Annotated in this window: 19 protein-coding genes; 4 read left to right on the forward strand and 15 right to left on the reverse strand. The window is 71.6% G+C overall.

The window, feature by feature from the left end:
* Position 1: 1 nt before the first annotated feature.
* From A4R43_RS11155 to A4R43_RS11180, 6 genes are all read right to left on the reverse strand, one after another.
* Positions 2-985, reverse strand: coding sequence for a VWA domain-containing protein (locus A4R43_RS11155; protein WP_113692273.1), 984 nt, complete (start codon positions 983-985; stop codon positions 2-4).
* Positions 982-1,929: a DUF58 domain-containing protein gene (locus A4R43_RS11160; protein WP_113692274.1), complete on the reverse strand. Its 948-nt coding sequence runs from the start codon at positions 1,927-1,929 to the stop codon at positions 982-984. The genes A4R43_RS11155 and A4R43_RS11160 overlap by 4 nt, the downstream gene beginning before the upstream one ends.
* 12 nt (positions 1,930-1,941) lie before the next feature.
* Positions 1,942-3,021, reverse strand: a complete 1,080-nt coding sequence (locus A4R43_RS11165; RefSeq protein WP_113692275.1) for an AAA family ATPase — start codon at positions 3,019-3,021, stop codon at positions 1,942-1,944.
* Between the two features lie 366 nt (positions 3,022-3,387).
* The gene (gene mobA / locus A4R43_RS11170; RefSeq protein WP_335645161.1) at positions 3,388-3,861 is read right to left on the reverse strand and encodes a molybdenum cofactor guanylyltransferase; all 474 of its coding nucleotides are present in this window, start codon (positions 3,859-3,861) and stop codon (positions 3,388-3,390) included.
* A gap of 84 nt (positions 3,862-3,945) precedes the next feature.
* The gene (locus tag A4R43_RS11175; protein ID WP_162788407.1) at positions 3,946-4,278 is read right to left on the reverse strand and encodes a hypothetical protein; all 333 of its coding nucleotides are present in this window, start codon (positions 4,276-4,278) and stop codon (positions 3,946-3,948) included.
* 62 nt (positions 4,279-4,340) lie between these two features.
* Complete coding sequence (locus A4R43_RS11180; RefSeq protein WP_113692278.1) at positions 4,341-5,690, reverse strand: NlpC/P60 family protein; 1,350 nt, start codon at positions 5,688-5,690, stop codon at positions 4,341-4,343.
* A gap of 258 nt (positions 5,691-5,948) precedes the next feature.
* Here A4R43_RS11180 and A4R43_RS11185 point away from each other — a divergent pair, with 258 nt between their 5' ends.
* The 3 genes from A4R43_RS11185 (at position 5,949) to A4R43_RS11195 (ending at position 11,023) form a co-directional block, all read left to right on the forward strand.
* Positions 5,949-6,425: a hypothetical protein gene (locus A4R43_RS11185; protein WP_236808908.1), complete on the forward strand. Its 477-nt coding sequence runs from the start codon at positions 5,949-5,951 to the stop codon at positions 6,423-6,425.
* Positions 6,422-7,960 (forward strand): flagellar basal body protein FliL, encoded by a 1,539-nt coding sequence (locus tag A4R43_RS11190; protein WP_113692279.1) that lies wholly within the window; start codon positions 6,422-6,424, stop codon positions 7,958-7,960. The genes A4R43_RS11185 and A4R43_RS11190 overlap by 4 nt, the downstream gene beginning before the upstream one ends.
* A gap of 243 nt (positions 7,961-8,203) precedes the next feature.
* The gene (locus A4R43_RS11195; RefSeq protein ID WP_205215466.1) at positions 8,204-11,023 is read left to right on the forward strand and encodes an aconitate hydratase; all 2,820 of its coding nucleotides are present in this window, start codon (positions 8,204-8,206) and stop codon (positions 11,021-11,023) included.
* A gap of 79 nt (positions 11,024-11,102) precedes the next feature.
* Here A4R43_RS11195 and A4R43_RS11200 read toward each other — a convergent pair whose 3' ends face one another.
* The 7 genes from A4R43_RS11200 to A4R43_RS11230 all read right to left on the reverse strand — a co-directional run bounded on the left by A4R43_RS11200 (position 11,103) and on the right by A4R43_RS11230 (position 19,141).
* Entirely contained in the window at positions 11,103-11,531 is a 429-nt protein-coding gene (locus A4R43_RS11200) for an MgtC/SapB family protein (RefSeq protein WP_113692281.1), read from the reverse strand.
* A 326-nt stretch (positions 11,532-11,857) separates the two neighbouring features.
* A complete protein-coding gene (locus A4R43_RS11205) occupies positions 11,858-13,495 on the reverse strand; it encodes an alpha/beta hydrolase (RefSeq protein WP_236808909.1) in 1,638 nt (545 codons plus the stop codon).
* A 96-nt stretch (positions 13,496-13,591) separates the two neighbouring features.
* Complete coding sequence (egtD, locus tag A4R43_RS11210) at positions 13,592-14,575, reverse strand: L-histidine N(alpha)-methyltransferase (RefSeq protein WP_113692282.1); 984 nt, start codon at positions 14,573-14,575, stop codon at positions 13,592-13,594.
* Between the two features lie 16 nt (positions 14,576-14,591).
* On the reverse strand, positions 14,592-15,335 hold the full coding sequence (egtC, locus tag A4R43_RS11215) for an ergothioneine biosynthesis protein EgtC (protein ID WP_113692283.1): 744 nt from the start codon (positions 15,333-15,335) through the stop codon (positions 14,592-14,594).
* Between the two features lie 8 nt (positions 15,336-15,343).
* Positions 15,344-16,669 (reverse strand): ergothioneine biosynthesis protein EgtB, encoded by a 1,326-nt coding sequence (egtB, locus tag A4R43_RS11220; RefSeq protein ID WP_113697498.1) that lies wholly within the window; start codon positions 16,667-16,669, stop codon positions 15,344-15,346.
* An 80-nt stretch (positions 16,670-16,749) separates the two neighbouring features.
* Positions 16,750-18,021: a glutamate-cysteine ligase family protein gene (locus tag A4R43_RS11225; RefSeq protein WP_113692284.1), complete on the reverse strand. Its 1,272-nt coding sequence runs from the start codon at positions 18,019-18,021 to the stop codon at positions 16,750-16,752.
* A 196-nt stretch (positions 18,022-18,217) separates the two neighbouring features.
* On the reverse strand, positions 18,218-19,141 hold the full coding sequence (locus A4R43_RS11230; RefSeq protein WP_113692285.1) for a LysR family transcriptional regulator: 924 nt from the start codon (positions 19,139-19,141) through the stop codon (positions 18,218-18,220).
* Positions 19,142-19,361: 220 nt separating this feature from the next.
* Here A4R43_RS11230 and A4R43_RS11235 point away from each other — a divergent pair, with 220 nt between their 5' ends.
* Entirely contained in the window at positions 19,362-20,555 is a 1,194-nt protein-coding gene (locus A4R43_RS11235; protein ID WP_113692286.1) for a Glu/Leu/Phe/Val dehydrogenase dimerization domain-containing protein, read from the forward strand.
* A gap of 77 nt (positions 20,556-20,632) precedes the next feature.
* Here the strand turns inward: A4R43_RS11235 and A4R43_RS11240 are convergent, their stop codons facing one another.
* Together A4R43_RS11240 and A4R43_RS11245 are read right to left on the reverse strand one after the other, a co-directional pair.
* The gene (locus A4R43_RS11240; RefSeq protein WP_113692287.1) at positions 20,633-21,385 is read right to left on the reverse strand and encodes an ESX secretion-associated protein EspG; all 753 of its coding nucleotides are present in this window, start codon (positions 21,383-21,385) and stop codon (positions 20,633-20,635) included.
* On the reverse strand, positions 21,382-22,740 hold the full coding sequence (locus tag A4R43_RS11245; RefSeq protein ID WP_113692288.1) for a WXG100 family type VII secretion target: 1,359 nt from the start codon (positions 22,738-22,740) through the stop codon (positions 21,382-21,384). The genes A4R43_RS11240 and A4R43_RS11245 overlap by 4 nt, the downstream gene beginning before the upstream one ends.
* Positions 22,741-22,743 lie beyond the last annotated feature (3 nt).

Genomic DNA, 22,743 nt, shown 5'->3' on the forward strand with positions numbered 1-22,743 from the left:
GCTAGGGCAGGCGCTGGCCGATCAGCAGGGAACTGCCGACCCCGGCGAAGAGCACCAGCGTGCCGAGCACCACCCACGGCCTGCTCGCGTCGGCGTCCTTGGTCTCGTAGCCGATCTGTTCACCGAGGTTGGCGTAGACCTGCTTGAGTTCCTCCGCGGTCGCCGCCTTGTAGAACTCGCCGCCGGAGAGCTTCGCGATCTCCCGCATGGACTCGTCGTCCACCTCGACCGGCACCTGCTCGCCCTCGATCTCCACGGTGCCGTGCGAGGTGCCGAACGAGATGCTGGAGATCGGCACCTGCGCCTGCCGCGCGGCCTGCGCGGCGGTGAACCCGCCCCGCGGCCCGTACGGGTCGTCGGTCGGCACGGTCTGCTTGCCGTCGGTCATCAGCACGATGCGGGCCGGCGGCGGCCCCTCCGCACCCGCGATCACCGACGAGAAGCCCTCGATCGACTGCAGCGCGGCGAACACGCCCTCACCGGTGGCGGTGGACTGGGCGAGCTTGAGGTTGTCGATCGACTTGATCACGTTGGCCCGCTCGGTGGTCGGCGCCACCAGCACGGTCGCCGTGCCGGCGAACGAGATCAGCCCCAGGTTCACCCCGGGCGTGAGCCCCTGGGCGAACGAGCGCGCCGCCTCCTGCGCCGCCTTGATCCGGCTGGGCTCGACGTCGGTGGCCTCCATCGACAGCGACACGTCGATCACCAGCATCACCGTGGCGCGGTTGCGCGGCACCTTCGCCTCGGCGGTCGGCCCGGCCAGCGCCACGGTGAACAGGATCAGCGCCACGGTGATCAGCGCCGCGGGCACGTGCCGGACGCGGCGCTCGCTCTTCGGCGCCACCTTCTCCAGCAGTTCCAGGTTGGAGAACCGCAGCGTGCGGCGGCGGCGCATGCGCTGCACCACCACGTATCCCGCCACCACCGCGGCCACCGCGATCAGCAGCAGGAACCACCACGGCGCGGCGAATCCGGTCAAGCTCATGCGGCACCTCCCGACCATCCGCGCTTGCGGGCGACGACAAAGCGGACCATGTCCGCGATCCAGTCCGAATCGGTGCGCAGCACCAGGTGCCCGGCCCCGGCCCGCCGGATGCCGGCCGCCACCTCGGCGCGGTGCGCCCTGGCCGCCGCGCCGAACTCCTTGCGCAGCAACGGGGTCGCGTGCACCTCGCGCTGGCGCCCCGACTCCGGGTCGGCCAGCACCACGGTGCCCACCTCCGGCAGGTCCAGGTCACGCGGGTCGAGCACCTCGACCGCGATCAGCTCGTGCCGCGCGGACAGCCCGCGCAGCGGGCGCTGCCACTCGGTGCCGCCGAGGAAGTCCGAGATCACCACGACCAGCCCGCGCCGCCGCGGCGGGCGCCGCAGCTGCTCGATCGCCGCGGGCAGGTCACCACGGGTGCCCTCCCCCGCGCGCGGCGTCTCGGCCACCTTGCGGACCAGGCCACGCGCATGGGCCAGCCCGCCGCGGGCCGGGATGCGCACGGTGTCCGCGCCGGTGGACACGATGGCGCCGATCCGGTTGCCGCCACCGCCGGTCAGGTGCGCTATCGCGGCCATCGCGCAGACCACCAGGTCGCGCTTCTCGCACAGCGCGGTGCCGAAGTCCAGGCTGGCCGACAGGTCGGCCACCACCCAGGTCTCCAGCTCGCGGTCGGCGACCGTCTCGCGGATGTGCGGCACCGTGGTGCGCGCGGTGACCGCCCAGTCCATCCGGCGCACGTCGTCACCGGGCTGGTACGGCCGCGCCTCCCCCGGCTCGGAGCCGGGACCCGGCACCAGGCCGAGGTGGTTGCCCTGCATCAGCCCGTCGAGCCGCCGCCGGACGTCCAGCTCGAGCGTGCGCAGGCCCGCTTCGAGCCGGTCGCCGCGCAGGATCGGCGGCGCCCAGCGCGGGCGGTCTTCCTTGGTTTCCTTCGAAAACATCGACCTCGCCGCTTACCTGACCGGCGCGCCCGCCGGCACCGGCTGCTGCGGGCCCTGCGGGCCACCGCCCTGCGGCCGGGCCGAGACCTGCGGCAGCGGCACGGTCTGCAGCACGCGGGTGATGATGTGGTCGAGCGGGACGCCGTCGGCCAGCGCGTCGTAGGACAGCACCAGGCGGTGGCGCAGCACGTCCGGCACCACGTCCACCACGTCCTGCGGCAGCACGTAGTCGCGGCCGCGGACCAGCGCGAGCGCGCGCGAGGCGGCGATGATGCCGAGGCTGGCACGCGGCGAGGCGCCGTAGGACACCCAGCCCGCCACGTCGGTGAGCCCGTGCTCGGCCGGGGTGCGGGTGGTCAGCACCAGCCGGACCACGTAGTCGACCAGCGCGTGGTGCACGAAGACCTGCGAGGCCACGCCCTGCAGGCGGACCAGCTCGGCCGGGCTGAGCACCTCGTGGGGTTCCGGCGGGGTCACGCCCATCCGGTAGACGATCTCGCGCTCCTCCTCGGCGGAGGGGTACTCCACGACGATCTTGAACAGGAAGCGGTCGCGCTGGGCTTCCGGCAGCGGGTAGACGCCTTCGTTCTCGATCGGGTTCTGCGTGGCCAGCACCAGGAACGGGTCGGGCATCGGGAAGGTCTTGCCGCCGATCGAGACGTGCCGCTCGGCCATCACCTCGAGCATCGCCGACTGCACCTTCGCCGGCGCGCGGTTGATCTCGTCGGCGAGCACGAAGTTGGCCACCACCGGGCCGAGCTCGACGTCGAACCGCTCGGCGCCCTGGCGGTAGATCCGGGTGCCGAGAATGTCGGCCGGCACCAGGTCGGGGGTGAACTGGACGCGGGAGAAGGACCCGCCGACCACCCGCGCGAAGGTCTCCACGGCGAGCGTCTTGGCCACGCCCGGCACGCCTTCGAGCAGCAGGTGCCCCTTCGCGAGCAGGCCCACCAGCATGCGCTCGACCAGCCGGTCCTGCCCGACGATGATCCGCTTCACCTCGAACACGGTGCGCTCCAGCAACTGGGCATCCCGCGCGGGGGTTCCTGGTTGCTGACCGGGCACGCCCTCGGCGTAGCCGGGATCGGTCACGGGTGCCTCCTCGACAGACGTTCACAGTATGGTGCCGCGACCGTAGTCAACCCGTGCGGCGGTATGACGGCTGTGAAGACACGATCACCCCCGCCGCCCCGCCGAGAGACGCTATGAATGTGGCTTTCTTAGCGTCTGGCGCAATGAAAGCCACATTCATAGCGTTGGCGGCGTTCCCAGGGAGCCTCCTGCGGCACTCAGCCGAAGCCGGGGGCACCGAGCCCGGGACCACCCATAATCCCCCTTCCCCGCCCCGGTCCACAGCCAAGGACACGGCGAAGAAGCCCTTGTCAAGGTACGCTTCCCAGCCTTGACAAGGGCTTCTTCGCCGTCGTCACAATGAATCACCGGGGTGGGCAGCGTCCGCTACCGCAGGCGGCGCAGGTCTTCCGGGGTGTCCACGTCAGCCGCCTCCCCAGGCGCCGCCGGGACCTCCACAATGGACAAATCGCCCAGTACGCGGCGCAGGGCGGTACCGGCGGCCTCGGCCGGGATCGCCGCTCGCAGCGCCGCCGCCCGCCACACCCCCGCCAGCCACTGGCGGCGGCCGTCCGCCACCAGCAACGCGCCGTCCGCGGCGCCGCGCGCCCGGCGCAGCTTGTCCACTGTGGACGCCGTGCAACCGGTGAGATCCGCCGCCAGCAAGGCGATCTCGGTCGCCTCCGGCAACAGCGCGAGCCCGGCCGCGAGCGCCGCGACGGGACCGCCGCCCGGCGGGTCCTCCCTGGCCCAGCGCACCGGGCGCAGGCCGGGCCGCTCCGGGCCGACAACCACCACGTCAGCATCACCAAGAGCGTCGAGCACACCCGCGAGCAACGGCCTGCCGCCGTCGGTCAGCATGGGCTTGTCCACGCCCCCCAGTCGCCGGGCGCGGCCGCCCGCGAGCACGATCCCGGCGAACACCGGCCCAGCATGCCACAGCGCTCATCGCCACCCGGTGTCGGCGAGCCGCCGCGGGGCCCGCCACGCCCACGCCCGCCCGGCCAGTTCGCGGAACCGCCCGGCGTCGACCCTGGCCAGGTCGACCTCCAGCAGCAGCTTCCGCTGCCGGATCAGGCCGCTGAACACCGCGGGATCCTCCTCGATCGCGGCGCGGACGTCGGCCTCCTTCAGGTGGAGCTGGGCACGGGTGCCGTCGGCGACCACGGCGGCGAAGGTCCGGCGGCGGATCTGGAAGCTCACCGCGGTGCCCTCACCGGCCTCGGTGACCTCGGGCAGCGCCATCGCGATCCGGCGCACGTCTGCTGGTCCGAGCATGCGTTCTCCCCTCATCGAATCGGGTTCGATGAGACGTCGAACGGCGACCGCCGGAATCGACCTCAGCCGATGAGTCGGGTGGCGTACGGCATGATCCCGCCGTAGCGCACCGGCGAAACCTTGACCACCGAGCCGGAGTGCGGGGCCTCCACCATCTGCCCGTTGCCCAGGTAGAGCGCCACGTGGTGGATGCGGCCACCACGGCCCCAGAACAGCATGTCCCCGCGGCGCATCTGCGACAGCGGCACCTTCGGCCCGGCGTTGTACTGGTACCCGCTGTAGTGCGGCAGGCCCTTGACCCCGGCGAAGGCGTAGATCATCAGCCCCGAGCAGTCGAAGCCGATCTTGCGGTAGTCCCCGTGCGCGTCGGCGACACCGCCGTCGCGGATGCCGCGGGTCGGCCCGCTCTGGTTGCCGCCGCCCCAGGCGTAGACCACGCCCAGCTGCGACATCGCCCGCGCGATCACCGATTCGACGCTGCGCCCGGCCGGGGCCGACGGCGCCGACGGGCGGCCGGCCGAGCCGCCGTTCTTGGTGCCCTTGCTGCCGCCGGAACTCGGCTGCTGGGCCAGCGCCGCCTTGCGCGCCTGCTCCTCTTCTTCGGCGCGCTTCTGCGCCTGCCAGTCCTCGTACCGCTGGCGCTGCCCCTCCAGCCCGCTGACCTTGGACTGTGCCTCGTAGAGCCGCCGCTCGACGTCGGACTTCTCCGATTCGAGCCGCCCGTTCTCGGCTTCCTGGTCCTGCTGGGCGCGGATCGCCTCGTTCTGCGCGGCGTCGGCGTTGCTCTTGGCGCGCTCGGCCGCCGCCTGCTTCTCACGGGCGATCTCGAGCTTCTTGCGTGCCTCGGCGTCCTTGTTCGACTTGTCGGTCTGCGCGCGCTGCATGCCCTCCAGCGCGTCGACCTGGCTGCCGCCGACCGCGTTGAGCAGCTGGGCGCGGGCGAGCAGGTCCTTCGGGCTGTCCGAGCCGATGTAGGCCGAGACCGAGCCGATCGTGCTGCCCTGCTGGTAGCTGGCGCCGACGAACTTGTCGAGGTCGCTGCGGGCGTTCTCCACCGCGGACGCGGCCGCGTCGGCCTCCGCGCCGGCGGACTCGGCGTCGCGCTGGGCCGCGCTCGCCTCGTCCTGCGCGGTCTCCATGTCGACGCGGGCCTTGTTCGCGTCCTCCATCTTGAGTTCGACGTCGGCCTGCAGCTCGCCCAGCCGGGACTCGGCCTCGGCGAGCTGGTTGGTCAGCCTGCCGACCTCCCCGGCCCGGGAGTCGGCTTCCTCGCGGCTGCTGTTCAGCTCGGAGTCGCTGGGGTTCGGCGGGGGCGGCGGCACGGCCACCGCGGTGCCGGTCCCGCCCAGCAACAGCACCACGGTGAGTGAGCCGATGGCCGCCCAGCTCGCTCGCGCGCGCCCGCTGCGCATCACCCGCCACCTCCGACCGTCCTCAACCGACACCAGCTGACCTGCGACGTTTCCGCAACACAAGCCTCCGCGAGCACTGTGCCACCGGTAGCCCCTCCTTGACCACCAGTCACACGCGAAACACGGGTCTCGTTGATCACTTTTCCCCCATTCCGGGGATACGGCGAAACCTCACCGGGGTGAACCGGGCACTCTTCTCACGCGTCCAAACCGCACCGGCAACCCGCGACAACCCGCGACAACCCGAGGAGAGATCCCGTGCCGAACCGCTCGATGGCCACCAAGGTGCTGGCCGCCTCCGCCGCCGCGGGCCTGGTGCTCGCCGTGGTGGGCAGCTTTCTCAGCTGGTTCCGCTCGGGGTCGGTCAACCGCAGCAGCTACCAGGTGGTCGGCCTGATCGACCGGTTCGACCTGACCGACAACACCTTCGTGGTGCTCGCGCTGCGGGTGTGGATCGTGGTCCCGCTGCTGGCCGCGGCGGCGATCGCGCTGCTGGTGCTGGGCGCCACGCGCACCGGTGCGGCGGTCACCGTGGTGCTGGCGATATTCGTGGGAACCGCGGCGGGGTTCGCCGCCGTCCAAGGCGGTGACGATGGCGGGCCCATCGGCGTAACACCGGCGGGACCCGTCACGACTACCATCGGCACGCTGGTCGCCGTCATCGGGGCGCTCGGCGCGGTCGTCACGGCCGCGGCGGGCCGGCGCCAGGTACAGACGAATCGAGGGGTCTCGTGACCAGTCCAGGACAGGGCGGCCAGTGGCCGCAGCAGGGCGGCGGAGGGCAGCACGGCCAGCAGGGCGGTCAGGAGTACCCGCAGCACCCGCAGCAGCAGTACCCGCCGACGGCTCAGCAGTACTATCCGCAGACCGGCCAGCAGCAGTACTACGCGCCCCAGACCGGCGAGCAGTACGCCCAGCAGGGCCAATACCAGCAGCCGGACCAGCAGGGCCAGTACCAGCAGCAGTACTCGCCGGAGCAGTACTACGCCCAGCAGCAGGCCAGCGGCGGATACCCGGTGCAGCCCGGCGGCGCGCCGGGCGGTCCCGGCACGCCGAAGCGCAAGAAGGGCCTGATCATCGGCCTGGTGATCGCGCTGGTGGTCGCGGTCGGCGGTGGCGTGACCTGGTTCGCGCTGGCGCAGAGTTCCTCCGGCGGCGCGGACACGCCGACGCTGGCGGCGCAGAACCTGGCGAACACGATCAGCTCGGGTGACGTGGTGGGCCTGCTCGGCACGCTCGCCCCCGCCGAAGCCTCCCTGTTCACCGACCCGATCGAAGAGGCCGCCGCCGAGTTGAAGCGGCTGGAGATCGTGCGCCCGGAGGCCGATCCCAAGGCGCTGTCCGGCATGGAGATCAAAACCGAGGGCCTGGTCTTCGACGAGGCACAGCAGCAGCAGGTCAACGACCACCTGACCATCACCAAGCTGACCGCGGGCAAGATCACCGTCACCGCGGACTTCACCAAGGTCCCGCTGACCAAGGACTTCCTCGAAGCCGCGCTGGACTCGAAGGACCTGCCGTCGGGCCCGGAGACCGAGACGATCGACATCGCCGAGGAGGTCCGCAAGAACAAGGGCGAGCCGGTGCGGATCGCCACGGTCAAGGTCGACGATGCCTGGTACCCGAGCCTGCTCTACACGATCGCCGACTACGCGCTGCTCGAGGAGAAGACCGAGTGGCCGGCCCAGGGCATCGCGGCCAACGGCGCGGGCAGCTCGAACGACGCGGTCAAGGAGCTGCTGCAGGCGGCGCTGGACGCCGACGTCAAGCGGGTGATCGAGCTGCTGCCGCCGGACGAGATGGGCGCGCTGCAGGACGCCGGCCCGGCGATCCTCGAGGCCGCGGGCAAGGAGAAGCCCAGCGGCGTGAAGGTGAACAAGCTGGAGACCGAGAGCAGCAGCGTCGGCGGCGGCACCCGCGCCACGCTGACCGCGCTCGAGCTGACCGGTCCCGAGGGCGAGGACTTCAAGCTCAGCAAGGACAACGACTGCTACTCGGTGACCATGGAGGGCCGCACCGAGCGGATGTGCGCCTCCGAGCTGGCCGACCTGATCGAGAGCGAGTCCGACGGTTCGCTGCCGCCCGCGGTCAAGCAGGCGCTGACCAGCCTCGGCACCGGCATCCTCAAGCAGGGCGTCGGCGTGATCACCACCGAGGTCTCCGGCAAGCACTACGTCAGCCCGATCCGCACGCTGAGCGAGCAGGGCATGACGATCCTGCGCAGCCTGCAGCCGGGTGACATCAAGGCGCTGATGGAAATGGCGAACTGACCCCGGTACCGAGCAGGGCCCCCGCGCGAGACGCCTCGCGCGGGGGCCTTTTTCACGCGCCACCGGCGTGGCGGCTTGAACTGAAAAAAGGACAAGCGTACTGTTTGTGGCGGACACCGATGCCAGCCTGCCGCTGCGGGCGTGGCGCCGGTACGCAAGACTCGGCGGTGGTCGACCCGAACGACCGCACCCGAACACACACCGAACTGACCCGGGACGACTCACACAGGTCCGTCCATGTCCATGGAGTTAGACGTGACTGCACCAGCCAGCAAGGACAGCTTCGGCGCGCGTGACACGCTGAAGGTCGGCGACGCCTCCTACGAGATCTTCCGCTTGGACAAGGTCGAGGGCTCGGAGCGCCTGCCCTACAGCCTGAAGATTCTCCTGGAGAACCTGCTGCGGACCGAGGACGGCGCGAACATCACCGCCGACCACATCCGCGCGCTCGGTGGCTGGGACCCAAAGGCGGATCCGTCGACCGAGATCCAGTTCACCCCCGCCCGCGTGATCATGCAGGACTTCACCGGCGTGCCGTGCGTGGTCGACCTGGCCACCATGCGCGAGGCGGTCACCGACCTCGGCGGTGACCCGGACAAGGTCAACCCGCTGGCCCCGGCCGAGCTGGTGATCGACCACTCGGTGATCATCGACGTGTTCGGCCGCGCCGACGCCTTCGAGCGCAACGTCGAGTTCGAGTACGGCCGCAACAAGGAGCGCTACCAGTTCCTGCGCTGGGGCCAGGGCGCCTTCGACGAGTTCAAGGTGGTGCCGCCGGGCACCGGCATCGTGCACCAGGTCAACATCGAGCACCTGGCCCGCACGGTGATGGCGCGCAACGGCCAGGCCTACCCCGACTCCTGCGTCGGCACCGACTCGCACACCACCATGGTCAACGGCCTCGGCGTGCTCGGCTGGGGCGTCGGCGGCATCGAGGCCGAGGCGGCCATGCTCGGCCAGCCGGTCTCCATGCTCATCCCGCGCGTGGTCGGCTTCAAGCTCACCGGCGAGATCCCGGCCGGCGTGACCGCCACCGACGTGGTGCTCACCATCACCGAGATGCTGCGCCGCCACGGCGTGGTCGGCAAGTTCGTCGAGTTCTACGGCGAGAGCGTGGCCGAGGTGCCGCTGGCCAACCGCGCCACCATCGGCAACATGAGCCCCGAGTTCGGCTCCACCGCCGCGATCTTCCCGATCGACGACGAGACCGTGCGCTACCTCAAGCTGACCGGCCGCTCGGCCGAGCAGGTCGCGCTGGTCGAGGCCTACGCCAAGGAGCAGGGCCTCTGGCACGACCCCTCGCACGAGCCGGAGTACTCCGAGTACCTCGAGCTGGACCTGTCCACCGTGGTGCCCTCGATCGCCGGTCCGAAGCGCCCGCAGGACCGCATCGAGCTGACCGACGCGAAGTCCTCGTTCCGCAAGTCGGTGCACGACTACGTCGACGGCGAGCAGGTCACCCCGCACACCAACGTGGACGAGGCGGTCGAGGAGTCCTTCCCGGCCAGCGACCCGGCGGCGCTGTCGTTCGCCGACGAGGACGCGGTGAGCCTGCAGTCCGCCGCCAACGGCGCCAGCGGGCGCCCGAGCAAGCCGGTCCGGGTCAAGACCGAGGACCGCGGTGAGTTCGTGCTCGACCACGGCGCCGTGGTGATCGCCTCGATCACCTCGTGCACCAACACCTCCAACCCGTCGGTGATGCTGGGCGCGGCCCTGCTCGCCCGCAACGCGGTGGAGAAGGGCCTGACCGTCAAGCCGTGGGTGAAGACCTCGATGGCGCCGGGCTCGCAGGTGGTCACCGACTACTACGAGAAGGCGGGCCTCTGGCCGTACCTGGAGAAGCTGGGCTACCACCTGGTCGGCTACGGCTGCACCACCTGCATCGGCAACTCGGGCCCGCTGCCGGAGGACATCTCCGCGGCGGTCAACGAGAACGACCTGACCGTGGTGTCGGTGCTCTCGGGCAACCGGAACTTCGAGGGCCGGATCAACCCGGACGTGAAGATGAACTACCTGGCCTCGCCGCCGCTGGTGATCGCCTACGCGCTGGCCGGCACGATGGACTTCGACTTCGAGTCGCAGCCGCTCGGCCAGGACGGCGACGGCAACGACGTGTTCCTCAAGGACATCTGGCCGTCCAGCCAGGAGATCCAGCAGACCATCGACTCGGCCATCACCCAGGAGATGTTCACCAAGGACTACGCCGACGTCTTCGACGGCGGTGAGCGCTGGAAGTCGCTGCCCACCCCGGAGGGCAAGACCTTCGACTGGGACCCGCGGTCCACCTACGTGCGGAAGCCCCCGTACTTCGACGGCATGACCGCCGAGCCCGCCCCGGTCACCGACATCTCCGGTGCGCGGGTGCTGGCCAAGCTGGGCGACTCGGTCACCACCGACCACATCTCCCCGGCGGGTGCGATCAAGCCGGGCACCCCGGCCGCGCAGTACCTGACCGAGCACGGCGTGGACAAGAAGGACTTCAACTCCTACGGTTCCCGGCGCGGCAACCACGAGGTGATGATCCGCGGCACCTTCGCCAACATCCGGCTGCGCAACCAGCTGCTGGACGACGTGCAGGGCGGCTACACCCGCGACTTCACCCAGGAGGGCGCACCGCAGGCGTTCATCTACGACGCGGCGCAGAACTACGCGAAGGCGGGCGTTCCGCTGGTGGTGCTGGGCGGCAAGGAGTACGGCTCCGGCTCGTCGCGTGACTGGGCCGCCAAGGGCACCTCGCTGCTGGGCGTGCGCGCGGTGATCACCGAGTCGTTCGAGCGCATCCACCGGTCGAACCTGATCGGCATGGGCGTGATCCCGCTGCAGTTCCCGGAGGGCGAGTCGGCGAAGTCGCTGGGCCTGGACGGCACGGAGACCTTCGACATCGCGGGCATCACCAAGCTGAACGAGGGCGAAACCCCGCGGACGGTGAAGGTGACCGCCACCAAGGAGGACGGCTCGAAGGTGGAGTTCGACGCGGTGGTCCGCATCGACACCCCGGGTGAGGCCGACTACTACCGCAACGGCGGCATCCTGCAGTACGTGCTGCGCAAGATGACCGCCTGAGCCACGCCCCATGAACGCCCCGCCACCCGCTTTCCCGTGGGTGGCGGGGCGTTCCGCTGGGTTTCCGGGTTTTGTCAGGTCAGCTTTCGGGGCGCCGGTCCACGGCGTGGCCGAGGGCCCGCAGCGCCACGTTGACCAGCACCACCACCAGCGCACCGGCGGCCGCGACCGCGTACAGGCCGGCCCCGGCGAGCGCGCCGACCGCGGCCGAGCACCACAGCGTGGCCGCGGTGTTGAGCCCGCGGACGCTGCCACCGTCACGAAGGATCACCCCGGCACCGAGAAAGCCGATGCCGGAAACGATCTGCGCGGCGACCCGGGTCGGGTCGGCCCCGCCGAGGCCGTCGAACCCGTGTGCCGAGAGCAGCACGAACAACGTCGAGCCGACGGCCACCAGCGTGTTCGTGCGCAGCCCGGCCATCCTGGCGCGGAACTGCCGCTCGAACCCGATGGCCGCGCCGAGGCCGACCCCGGTGCCGACGCGCAGCAGTACTTCGAAGAAGGTCATCACGACCTGCCTTTCCGGCGTGCGCACACAAACCGGACAGGGCAGTACCCAGGGCGCGTTTCACAAGTCTTGTTCGCGCTCTTCGCGCCCAGGCGGCCCCTGGCGGCACCGGGCCTTCGGCCGAGTACGCCCAAGTACGAGGCCGAACGCCCGGCACCGCCAGGAACCACCTGGATCACGAAGCCCATCGAACAGACTTGTGAAACACGTCCTAGCCGCGCACCGCGAAGCGGGTGACGGCCCCGGTCCCGCCACTACTGTCCTCTGGCATGTGCCGCTCACCTCGCTTTCCGTTTCCTCGTTGAGCAGAGCCGGTCGACTGTACCTCAGTCCCCGGCGAGCACCGGGTCGAAGGGCGCCACGTCCGGCTGGAACACCTGGCCCGGCGCGGGTGCCTTCAGCTCCACCAGGTAGTCCGCGGTCAGGTCGTCCACGCCCTGCGAGTCACCGAGGATGCAGTGCCCGAACGCGTCGACCGAGACCAGGCGCGCGTTGCCGAGCTGGTCCGCCATCCGCTTCGAGAACTCGTACTGGGTGGCCGGGTCGTAGTAGTTCCCGATCACCAGCACCGGCGTCTCGGTCTTCGCCCGCCACGGGCCGGCGTAGACGTCCTCCTCCCCCGGCCACACCGGGCAGGCCGCCGCGTCGGCGAACGCCTGTGCCCGGCCGAAGGTGCGCGACTCCTTCTCCCACAGCGCCGCGATCTCGGGCAGCTTGTGCTGCTTGTGCTTGAAGCGCTTGTCGGAGCAGTTGACCGCGAAGTACGAGTCGTCCGAGGTGTACGGGGTGTCCGGCCGCACGTCGAACCGGCCCTGGTGACCCGCCGTGGTCAGCGCCGGCACCGCGGCCGCGGACAGCGTCTGCGCCGCTGGCGGGTGCAGCACGTCGTAGACCGCCTGCAACTGCTCGGCCAGGATGCCGAACTCGGAGAAGTTGTACAGCGAGCCCGCGACCCCGTTGGTGAAGGTGTGGATGCTGACCTGGCCGCCGCCGGGCAGCGGGATCGGCTGCTGCCGCAGGTGCTCCCGGATCTCGTCGAACTTCTGCCGCGGGTCGCCTTCGCTGAACGCGCACTTCGGCCCGACCGCGTCGCATTCGGCGAGATAGGCGTCCAGCGAGAGTTCGAAGCCACGCGCGCGTTCCCGGTCGTACTGCAGGCCGTCGCTGGTGCGCAGCTTCGGATCGACGTTGCCGTCCAGCACCAGTGCCCGCGTCTGCTTCGGGAACATGTTCGCGTAGGTCGCGCCGATCAGCGTGCCGTAGGAGAAGCCGACGTAGGTCAGCTTCTGGTCCCCGGCCGCCGCGCGAAGCAGGTCGAGGTCGCGGACCACGTCCTTGGTGGACATGTGGTCGAGCAGGCTGCCCGCGTTGCGGTCGCAGAACCCGGCGTAGTCGCGGTAGGAGGCCAGCGAGTCCGACATCTCGGCGCGGCTGATCGGCACCACCACCTGCTTGGCGAACACCTCGTCGGCGTCCTCGGCGGTGGTGAAGCAACGCAGCGGGTTGCTGGCGCCGACGCCGCGCGGATCGAAGCCGACCAGGTCGAAGCGGTCCAGCACCTCGGGTTCGAGGTAGCGGTCCGCGCTGATCGGCATGCGCAGGCCCGAGCCGCCGGGACCGCCGGGGTTGAGGAACAACGACCCGATCTTCGCCGACGGCTGGCGCGCGTGCCGCCGCAGCAGCGAGATGTCGATGGTGCCGAGCGCGGCGTTGTCGTGGTCGATCGGCACGCGGTAGTGGGCACAGCTGAAGTTCTGGTGCTGCTCGGGCGGCACCCCGGTCAAGGTGGACGGCGGGCACGCCTTCCAGGCGATCGGCGCGACCGCACCTGCGGCGGCAGCCTCGAGCCCCGGCGCGGCGGCGGCTTCGGGTGCTGGCGTGGCGGTGGCGGCGGTGGCCGTGGCGGGCAGGGCTGTCAGCACCAGTCCCGCGGCCACCACCCCGGTGAGCACCCGTCTGCGCACCGGCCCTCCCGTGGATTTGAACACGACTTCTCCCTTCGCCGTTTCAGCGAGCGGAGAATGTCACGGGAGCGGCCGGTGCGGCGTCGGCCAAATCGGTTAGTTCACTTCCTTTCGGGCTTCGGCCAGGGTGAGGCTGAACAGCCCCTCGCTGTCGGTCCAGCGCTCCGCCACGGCGAACCCGGCCGCGGCCAGCTCGGCGGCCAGCCCCGCCGGGCGGAACTTCGCCGAGATCTCGGTGCGGACGTGCTCACCGGCGGCGAACCGCACCTCCAGGTCCGCACCCGGGATCGAGACCACCTGCTCCTCGGTGGCGCGCAACCACATCTCGATCCATTCGGCCTCCGCGTCCCAGTGCGCGACGTGCTCGAAGGCGTCCACGTCGAAGTCCGCGCCCAGCCGCTCGTTGATCACCCGCAGCACGTTGCGGTTGAACTCGGCGGTCACGCCCGCCGCGTCGTCGTAGGCGCGGACCAGCCGCTCCGGTTCCTTCACCAGGTCGGCGCCGAGCAGCAGCCACTCCCCCGGCGCCAGCACCTCACGCACCGAGCGCAGGAACTTCGCCCGGTCGGCGGGCAGGAAGTTGCCGATGGTGCCGCCGAGAAAGGCGACCACCCGCGGCGGCTCCCCCGGCAGCAGGCCGAGGTGCTCGGTGAAGTCACCGACCACGCCGCGCACCTCCAGCTTGGGGTACTCGGCGGCGATCGCCTCGGTGGCTTCGGCCAGCGCCGCCCCCGACACGTCCAGCGGCACGAAGGTTTCCAGCGTGCCGTGGGCGGTCAGGGCGTCGAGCAGCAGACGGGTCTTCTCGCTCGACCCCGAACCCAGCTCGACCAGCGCGCGGGCGCCGGTGGCCCGCGCGATCGCCGGGGCTTCGCGGGCCAGGATCTCCCGCTCGGCCCTGGTCGGGTAGTACTCGGGCAGCGAGGTGATCTTCTCGAACAGCTCGCTGCCCGCCGCGTCGTAGAACCACTTGGGCGGCAACCACTTCCGCTCGGCGGTGAGCCCGGCGCGCACGTCGGCACGCAGGGCTGCGGTGACGTCGACCGGGCTGCGGTGCTCGGTGAGATCGGGTTCGCTCATGGCGGGTTTTCGCTCCTCAGCTGGGAATGGGCGTGATCTCGACCTGCGAGCCGCGCACGGTTACCGCGTGCCGCTCGGGCACCGGCGTCCAGCCCGGCCGGTCGTCACAGGGTTCGGAGGCGACCACCGTGCCGGTACCGGTGGCCAAATAGGACAGTGCGTGCGTCCACGCGGTACCGACCAGCACCTCACCGTCGGTCAGCAGCAGGTTGAGCCGGGAACCGGGCGCGGCCGCCTCGACCTCGGCGACCAGCCCGGTCACCGCCCCCACCGGCTCGGCACCACCGGCCAGGCGGGCGGACAGCAGCGCCCACAGCAGCACCGAATCGGTCGGCGCGGGCAGCCGCAGCAGGTCGGCCACCGGCAGCTTCTCCGCCAGCGGTACCACCGACTCCGGCCAGCCGCGGACCAGTCCGTTGTGGCTGAACAGCCAGCGCCCGCCGGCGAACGGCGCGCAGGCCGCCTCACCCACCGGCATGCCGGTGGTGCCGTTGCGCACCGCGGCCATGAAGGCCCCGGTGCGCACCGAGGAAGCCAGCGGCCGCAGCCCCTCGTCTGTCCACAGTGGAGCATGGCGCCGGTAGCGGAGCGGCTCGGCCGCCGCCCCGTACCAGCCCAGCCCGAAGCCGTCCGCGTTCACCGTGCCGCCGCCCCGCATGTCCGCCGGGGCGTACGACTGGTGCAGCAGCGAATGCGGGGCGTCGAACAGCAGTTCCGCCGGCGAGCACGGCTCGCCGAGGTAAGCCAGGTGACGGCACATCCCCCGGCTCAGCCCCGCTCGGCGGCGGTCAGGTCGCGAGCGCACCGGAACCCGGCGAAGATCTGCCGCCGGATCGGGTAGTCCCAGTTGCGGAAGGTGCCGCGGATGGCCGCGGCGTCGGTGCCGAACGAGCCACCCCGCAGCACCTTGTACTCCGGCCCGAAGAACACTTCGGAGTACTCGCGGTACGGGAACGCGCGGAAGCCCGGGTAGCCGTGGAAGTCGCTGCTCGTCCACTCCCAGACGTCCCCGATCAGCTGGTGCACCCCGAGCGCCGACGCGCCGGCCGGGTACGCGCCCACCGGGGCCGGGCGCAGGTGCCGCTGCCCGAGGTTCGCGTGCTCTGCGGTCGGCTCGTCGTCACCCCACGGGAACCGCCGCGACCGCCCGGTGGCCGGGTCGAAGCGGGCGGCCTTCTCCCATTCGGGCTCGGTCGGCAGCCGCTTGCCCGCCCAGGCCGCGTAGGCCGCCGCCTCGTGGAAGGACACGTGGACCACCGGTTCGTCGTGCGGAACCGGCTCGTGCACGCCGAACCGGACACGCCACCACTGATCGCCCTCGCGGCGCCAGAACCGCGGGGCGACGATGTTGTGCTCGGCGCGGTAGGCCCAGCCTTCCTCGCTCCACCAGCGCGGGTCGGTGTAACCGCCGCCGTCGAGGAACTCCAGGTACGCCCCGTTGGTGACCGGTGTGGTCTCGATGGCGAAGGCGGCCACGTGCGTCTCGTGCGCCGGGCGCTCGTTGTCCAGCGCCCACGGCTCGGCCGTGGTGCCCATGACGAAGGCGCCGCCGGGAACGACCACTTCGGACGGCAGCGCGCCGGTGCGCCTGGCGGGCGGCGCGGGCGCGTGCAGCACCGGCTCACCGCGGCGCAGCTGGTGCGTGGCGAGCATGGTCTCGTCGTGCTGCTGCTCGTGCTGGGTGATCATGCCGAAGGCGAACGCGTTGCGCTGCAAGGCGTTCCCGTCGCTCAGCGGCGCCTTCTCCAGCACGTCGAAGGACTTGTCGCGGACTTCGCGGACGTAGGCGCGCGCGTCGGCCGGGCCGAGCAGCGGCAGGCCGGGGCGATCGGCACGCGCGTGCTTGAAGGCGTCATAGATCTCGTCGAGGTCGGGGCGCAGCGGCTCACGGCCGCCGACGTCGCGGACCAGCCACAGCTCCTCCTGGCTGCCGATGTGCGCGAGGTCCCAGACCAGCGGCGACATCAGCTTCGAGTGCTGGCGCACCAGGTCCTCGTCGTCCACCGCGTCGGTCAGCGCGGTGCTGCGAGCCCGTGCCCTGGTCAGCGCTTCGGTGGCGTGCGCGCGCAGGTCCTGCGGGCTCAGGTCGAGCAACGGATTGTTCTCGGTGTTTCCGGTGTTTCCGGTGTTTCCGGTGTTTCCGGTGTTTTCCGCGGTCGAGGTAGCCACGGTGGTCACGCCCTCTCTTCGGGGGTCCGAGGCGCCGGGGTCCTGGCGGCTCGGTGCTGCACGGCTTCAGTGATCCGGTCGATCACCTCGGACGGCAATCCGGTCGCGCCGAGTGCGGCGCAGCCGAGATCGGCCAGTGCCTTGGCGGCACCGGCGATGGCCGGGTCGGCGAGCCCGCGGCTGGCCGCGGTCTCCCAGGCTCCGGCGACGGGTTCGCACAGCTCGCGTGCCTTGTCCACAGTGGACGGCTGGGCGAGCAGGGCGACCAGCAGGGCGGTGGCGTCGAGCCAGCCCCGCGGTGGCTGGGCGTCCAGGTACCTGATCTCCAGGTAGCCCTGCGGGCGCACCGGGGTGAACATCGTGGTCAGGTGGTAGTCCAGATCGGCCAGTGTCGGCCTGCCGAACACCCCCGCCTCACCGCGGCCGTCGATCCAGTCGGCGAAGGTGAAGCGCACCGGCGCGTCCCACGGGCCGTCGGCCCGCGGCACCACCAGCAGCGGCGTGTCCAGCATGCGCCGCGCCCAGTCGGCTGGCGGGTCCGGCGTGGCCGTGGCGGCGAAGGTGCGGGCCCGCTCGGTGGCCATCACCGCCAGCCAGCGCGCGGAAGCGTGCCCGGTGTCCCGCCCGGCGTGCCTGCCGGAGTTGGCGAACAACGCCAGCAGCGCCGGGCCCATTTCGTGCGCCGCCGCCCAGCGCGACGGCAGGTGCCCGGCCTCACCGGCGTCCACGCAGACCTGGAGCCCGGCCGTGCTGCACATCATCGTGATGCCGCCAGGACCGTCCGGCGCGAACCGGCGTTCCATCGCGGCGTAGCGCGGGGTTTCCAGGAATCGCCGGGGGGCGCGGTGGGCGTCGATGCCCGAGGTGCCCAGTTCCAGCCCGGAGCGGGCGAGCAGTTCGGTCAGGTGGGTCAGCTCGGCGTCGACGACGCCGGCCAGCTCGGCCAGTGAGCTACGCGGAAGGGGTGAAATCTCCACTTGGCCGCCGGGTTCGAGGGTCACCGGCGAGCCGCCCGGGAGCGGGAGCGCCTCGCTGCCGGGATCGAGCGTTCGCGGGGTGTGCGGGCCGAGCGCCGCGGCCAGCACCCCGGGGTCGAGCGGACGGGACGGGTCGTCCCGGTGGTGCACGGTGTACTCCAGTTCCACGCCGAGCAGTCTCGGCGGGCCATGCTTGAAGCACACCGACGCCACGTAGGCTTCGCCCTCCGCGCGGTCGGAAACCACCCGCGCGGCGAGATTACCCGTTGCGGGAGAAGGAAAATCTCTGACCGTCGTCATGCCACCTCCTACCTGGACGACTAGTGGGATCACCAGGATTCGGACGCTACACGCGGGGTCCGACAATCGCAGCCGCCCGCGCTCGGGCCCGGCTCGCGCCCGCGTGGCACAACCGGGCGAAACCGGCGCGGGAACGGCAGGAAAAGCCCGTATCCGGCGGGCGGATTAGTCCATTCGAGCGAATCCGGGCCGATCCTTACGGAAGGGTGGTCTCGGTGGCCAGGCCGAGTTCGGCCGCCGCCCCGCGCACCGCGTGGATGACCAGCTGCATCGACGGCCGGCGCAGCGCGGTGGTGCGGTAGGCGATGGACACCGTGCGCATCAGCGGGCTCGCCAGCGCCACCGTGTCCACCCCCGGCGGCCGCAGGATCAGGCCGAGGTCGGAGACCAGGGTGACGCCCAGCCCGGCCGCGACCATCGCCATCGCGGTGGCCTGCTCCTCCACCTCGTGGTCGATCTTCGGCTCGAACCCGTGGCGCTGGCAGGCGATCCGCATCGCCCGGCCGAAGTGGCTCTTGGGGCTGGCCAGGATCCACGGGTGCTCGGCGAGTTCCAGCAGCGAGACGCTGCCCGCGGGCACGGTGCCCGCAGGCACCGCGGCGTGCAGCCGCTCCACCGCGATCACCGCGCGTTCCAGCCCGGCGTCCCACGGCATCGGCGCGTCCGAGTAGTCGATCACGAACGAGAAGTCGAGCGAGCCGTCGCGCACCGCGTCCGCGGTCTCCTCCGGCGCCAGCTCGCGGGTGCGGACCTTGATGCCGGGGTGCTCGGCGGCCAGCGCGGTCAGCGCGCGCGGCAGCAGCCCGGAGGCCACCGACGCCCACACCCCGGCGGTCAGCCGGACGGTGACCGACTCCTGCGCCTCCTCCAGCGCCAGCGTCGCCCGCTCCACCGCGCCCAGGATCTCCTCGGCGTGCGCGGTCAGCAGCTTGCCCAGCTCGGTCAGCTGGACCCGCCTGCCGAGCCGTTCGAACAGCTTCGCGCCGACGTCCCGCTCGAGCTGGGCGAGCTGCTGCGACACCGCCGACGCGGTGTAGTGCAGCGCTCCGGCGGCCGCGGTGACGGTGCCCCGCCGATCCAGCTCCCGGAGCATCCGCAGTCTCTGCAACGAAAACTCCATACACAAACCCTAAACAAAAACGTGCACGATCCTTAACTGGACGCACCGGCGGCGCGGGCTCACCCTGGAGGCACGTAAACGGAATGCGGCCACGCCCGGAACGCCTTCCGCGTCGCACGAACCCCGCAGCCACCGCACACCGGCGTGGTACCGGTGTGCCCTGCCGTGCGCGCGTGAAACCACTGGGCGCCGCTCGAGCAGCAGCTTGGAGGTGGGTCGAGTGAGCACCCAGAACGGCACCGAACCTTTGCTGAGGTTGACCTGGACGGACCCGGTGACCGGCACTCGCGGGTTCCTCGTCGTGCACACCCTCGTCTCCGGGCTGGCCACCGGCGGCACCCGGATGCGCGCGGGCTGCACCATGCGCGAGGTCGAGGACCTGGCCAGGGGCATGGCCAACAAGACGGCCACCTTCAACCTGCCGGTCGGCGGCGCGAAGGGCGGCATCGACCTGGACCCGAAGGACCCGCGTGCGTTCGACGTGCTCACCCGGTTCTGCTCGGCGATGCGCCCCTGGCTCGACGCGCACTGGGTGACCGCCGAAGACCTCGGCGTGCCGCAGCACCTGATCGACGAGGTCTTCGCCGGGCTCGGCCTCGAGCAGTCCTACCACGCGGCCATCTCGCGGTCCGCCGATCCGGCACGCACGCTGCGCCGGGTGCAGGCCGGGCTGAACGCGCCGGTGCCCGGCGGGCTCCTGCTCGGGGACGTGGTCGGCGGGTACGGCGTCGCGCAGGCCTGCCTCGGCGTGGCCGCGGCGTGGGCGTGGGACCCGGCCGAGACCACGGTGGCCATCCAGGGCATCGGCACCATGGGCGGGGGCGCCGCCTGGTACCTGCACGAAGCCGGGATGCGGGTGACCGCGGTCGCCGACGCCGCCGGCACCCTCTACCACCCCGCCGGGCTGGACGTCCCGGCATTGCTGGAGCTGCGCGACTCCTACGGCGAGATCGACCGCCACCGGGTGCCCGCCGACGTCCAGCGCCTGCCGCGCAACGCGGTGCTGGCCATCGAGGCCGACATCTTCGTGCCCGCCGCGATCTCGTACGCGATCACCGAGGACAACGTCGAGCAGGTCCGCGCGAAGGTGGTGGTGGAGGCGGCGAACGCGGCCACCACCGAGGAGGCCGAGGCTTCGCTGGTGCTGGCGGGCATCCCGGTCATCCCCGACTTCGTGGCGAACGCCGGTGCCGCCGCCTGGGCGTGGTGGCTGCTGCTGGGCGAGGTCGGCGCGGACCCGGCCGACTCGTTCCTGCGGCTGCGCACCGAAATGCAGTCGAAGGTGGCGCTGCTGCTGGCGCAGTGGAACGCCGACCGGCGGCCGCCGCGCGAGACCGGCTGGGAACTGGCGGCGGCGAACCGGGTCGAACGGGCCGCCACCGAGCACCTGGCTCCCGCGCTGACCATTCCGTGATCACGGGGGTGTGAAGAACACGAATGTGGCTTTCGGGGCGTTAGACGCTCCGAAAGCCACATTCGTGTTCAGGGGGGTCAGCGCACGGCGGGTGACAGGCGGGAAGCCAGGTACCGCAGGGCTTCCGCCAGTGCCGCCGGGGTGCCCGGGGCGATGTGGATCTCCGCCTCCGGACCCTCCCCCACGGTGTAGTTGAGGTACCGGCCCCAGTCCGTGTCGGCGTAGTGCAGCGGCTGGTCGGCGCGCGCGTACCGGCCGACCTCGTCCCGCTTGCCCGCGTACAGCTCACCGGTGCCGTGCACCGGGCGCTGCACCACCTTCACCACGTCGGCGATCGCCTGCGGCAGCGACCGCCCCTGGTCCTTGCCCCGCGCGGCCTCCTCGAAGTCACGCGCCCGCACGGTCTGCGACCGCCCACCGCCCGCGTACAGCTCGGGCAGCTCGGCGACCAGCGCCTCCGGCAGCTCGTGCTGGTTGACCTCGCGCAGCGTCACCCAGTCCCCGGCACGCACGGCGAGCACCCCGAGCATGCCGCGTGAAGCCGCGAGCAGCCCGATCGTCTCGTCGCCGCGGGTGGCCCAGCCGTAGAACTCCACCGAAGCCGAGGTCAGCAACGGCAGCAGGTCCAGCACCTCGACCTTGGTCCGGCCCTGGTGGTCGAGCAGCCCCGCCTCGGCGAGCGCCTCGTTCACCTGGCGGGACAGCTCGTCGCGATCCCGTTCGGGATACCAGATCGGCTGCGGCTGGAGGGTGAGGTGCAGGTGCCCGGCCCCCTCCCGCTGGACCAGCGCCGCCAGCGCGGCCACGGGGACCGCTGTCGGTGCGGTCACTCCCCGATCACCGGGGGCATGGTGCGCTCGTCGGTGCCGAACAACGCGTCGGGATCGGCCTCGACCAGCCAGCTCGGCCGGACGTGCTCCTCGTCCTCGCCGCCCTGGCCCCGCGCGCCGTGCGCACCGGCCATCGGACCGCCGGCGGTGCCACCACGGCCGGCGGCCGCCGCGGCGCCACCACGGGCACCCGCTTCACCGCCGAGCATGCCCGCGCCGACGCCGCGGCCGGCACCGGGCGCGTTCGCGTTCGCGCCACCGCGTGCGGCGGCTTCGCCACCGACACCACCCGGACCGCCCGGACCGCCGCTGAGCAGCCTGCCCGCCGCGCTGCCCGGCTGCTTCCCGCCGCTGGTACCCGGGTTGCCGGGGCCGGTGGTGTTCGGATTGCCGGTGCCGGGGTTGTTCGGGTTGTTGACCAGGCCGACGATCGGGTCGCCGGTGCCCGGCTTGGTCGTCGGCGGCACCTTCGGCTTGGTGGTCGTGCCACCGGTGTCCTTGCCGCCGCTCTTGTCGCCGCTGGCACCCGTGCCGCCACCACCGGTTCCCCCGGTGCCGCCGGTGTCACCACCGCCGCCGGTGCCGCCGCCACCACCCGTGCCGCCGCCACCGCCGGTGCCCCCGGTCCCGCCGCCACCGGTGCCCCCGGTGCCGCCCGTGCCACCGGTGCCGCCACTGCCCGAGCCGCCACCGGCGCCACTGCTGCCGGTGGAGTCGTCGATGCTGCCCGACCCGGTGCCGCCGCCGTCACCGTTGCCCTGCCACGGGTTCTTCCACTCCGGCGGGGCGATCGGGCCGGGCCCGTCGGTCTTCAGCTTCACCGACGCGCCGTCGGAGGTCAGCTGCTGGTAGTCCGTGGGCAGGATCTGCTGGGTGCTCTTGCTGATGCTGCTGTACTGGTCCATCGCGCGAACGTTGTTCTCGTTCGCCTCGTTGTGGGCCTGCACGCCCTCCTGGTAGTTCTTCACGTCGTTGGCGGCCATGAACGGCCCCGCCACCGGGATCGCCGACTTGAGCCCGAGGCTCCAGCCGCTCGGCTTCTCCGGCGCGGGCGGCACCGGCACCACGGTGTTGCTGGTGTAGTCGAACCCGGTCGCCTGGGCGTTCACCGAGTTCGCGGTGATGTCCAGCGGCGCGGCGGTTTCGGCGAAGGCGCGCTCCATCGGCCCGGCACCGGCGTTCGCCGCGTCCGCGCCGTCCCCGGTCCAGGAGGCCTTCATCCGCTCCTGCAGCGACTTGATGCTCTGCGCCCGCTGCTCGAACGAAGAAGACAGCTTCTGCACGTTCTCCGCGGTCATCCGCAGGCGCTCGCTGTCACCGCTTTTGAAGTTGTCGTAGATCGCCTGACCGTCCATACC

This window comes from Amycolatopsis albispora (assembly GCF_003312875.1).
Taxonomy (GTDB): domain Bacteria; phylum Actinomycetota; class Actinomycetes; order Mycobacteriales; family Pseudonocardiaceae; genus Amycolatopsis; species Amycolatopsis albispora.

Coding starts and splice junctions, on each gene's coding strand:
- A4R43_RS11155 (WP_113692273.1), bottom strand. CDS start 985: ATGAGCTTGACCGGATTCGCCGCGCCGTGGTGGTTCCTGCTGCTGATC.
- A4R43_RS11160 (WP_113692274.1), bottom strand. CDS start 1,929: ATGTTTTCGAAGGAAACCAAGGAAGACCGCCCGCGCTGGGCGCCGCCG.
- mobA (WP_335645161.1), bottom strand. CDS start 3,861: ATGCTGACCGACGGCGGCAGGCCGTTGCTCGCGGGTGTGCTCGACGCT.
- A4R43_RS11175 (WP_162788407.1), bottom strand. CDS start 4,278: ATGCTCGGACCAGCAGACGTGCGCCGGATCGCGATGGCGCTGCCCGAG.
- A4R43_RS11180 (WP_113692278.1), bottom strand. CDS start 5,690: ATGCGCAGCGGGCGCGCGCGAGCGAGCTGGGCGGCCATCGGCTCACTC.
- A4R43_RS11195 (WP_205215466.1), top strand. CDS start 8,204: ATGGAGTTAGACGTGACTGCACCAGCCAGCAAGGACAGCTTCGGCGCG.
- A4R43_RS11200 (WP_113692281.1), bottom strand. CDS start 11,531: ATGACCTTCTTCGAAGTACTGCTGCGCGTCGGCACCGGGGTCGGCCTC.
- egtD (WP_113692282.1), bottom strand. CDS start 14,575: ATGAGCGAACCCGATCTCACCGAGCACCGCAGCCCGGTCGACGTCACC.
- egtC (WP_113692283.1), bottom strand. CDS start 15,335: ATGTGCCGTCACCTGGCTTACCTCGGCGAGCCGTGCTCGCCGGCGGAA.
- A4R43_RS11225 (WP_113692284.1), bottom strand. CDS start 18,021: ATGACGACGGTCAGAGATTTTCCTTCTCCCGCAACGGGTAATCTCGCC.
- A4R43_RS11230 (WP_113692285.1), bottom strand. CDS start 19,141: ATGGAGTTTTCGTTGCAGAGACTGCGGATGCTCCGGGAGCTGGATCGG.
- A4R43_RS11245 (WP_113692288.1), bottom strand. CDS start 22,740: ATGGACGGTCAGGCGATCTACGACAACTTCAAAAGCGGTGACAGCGAG.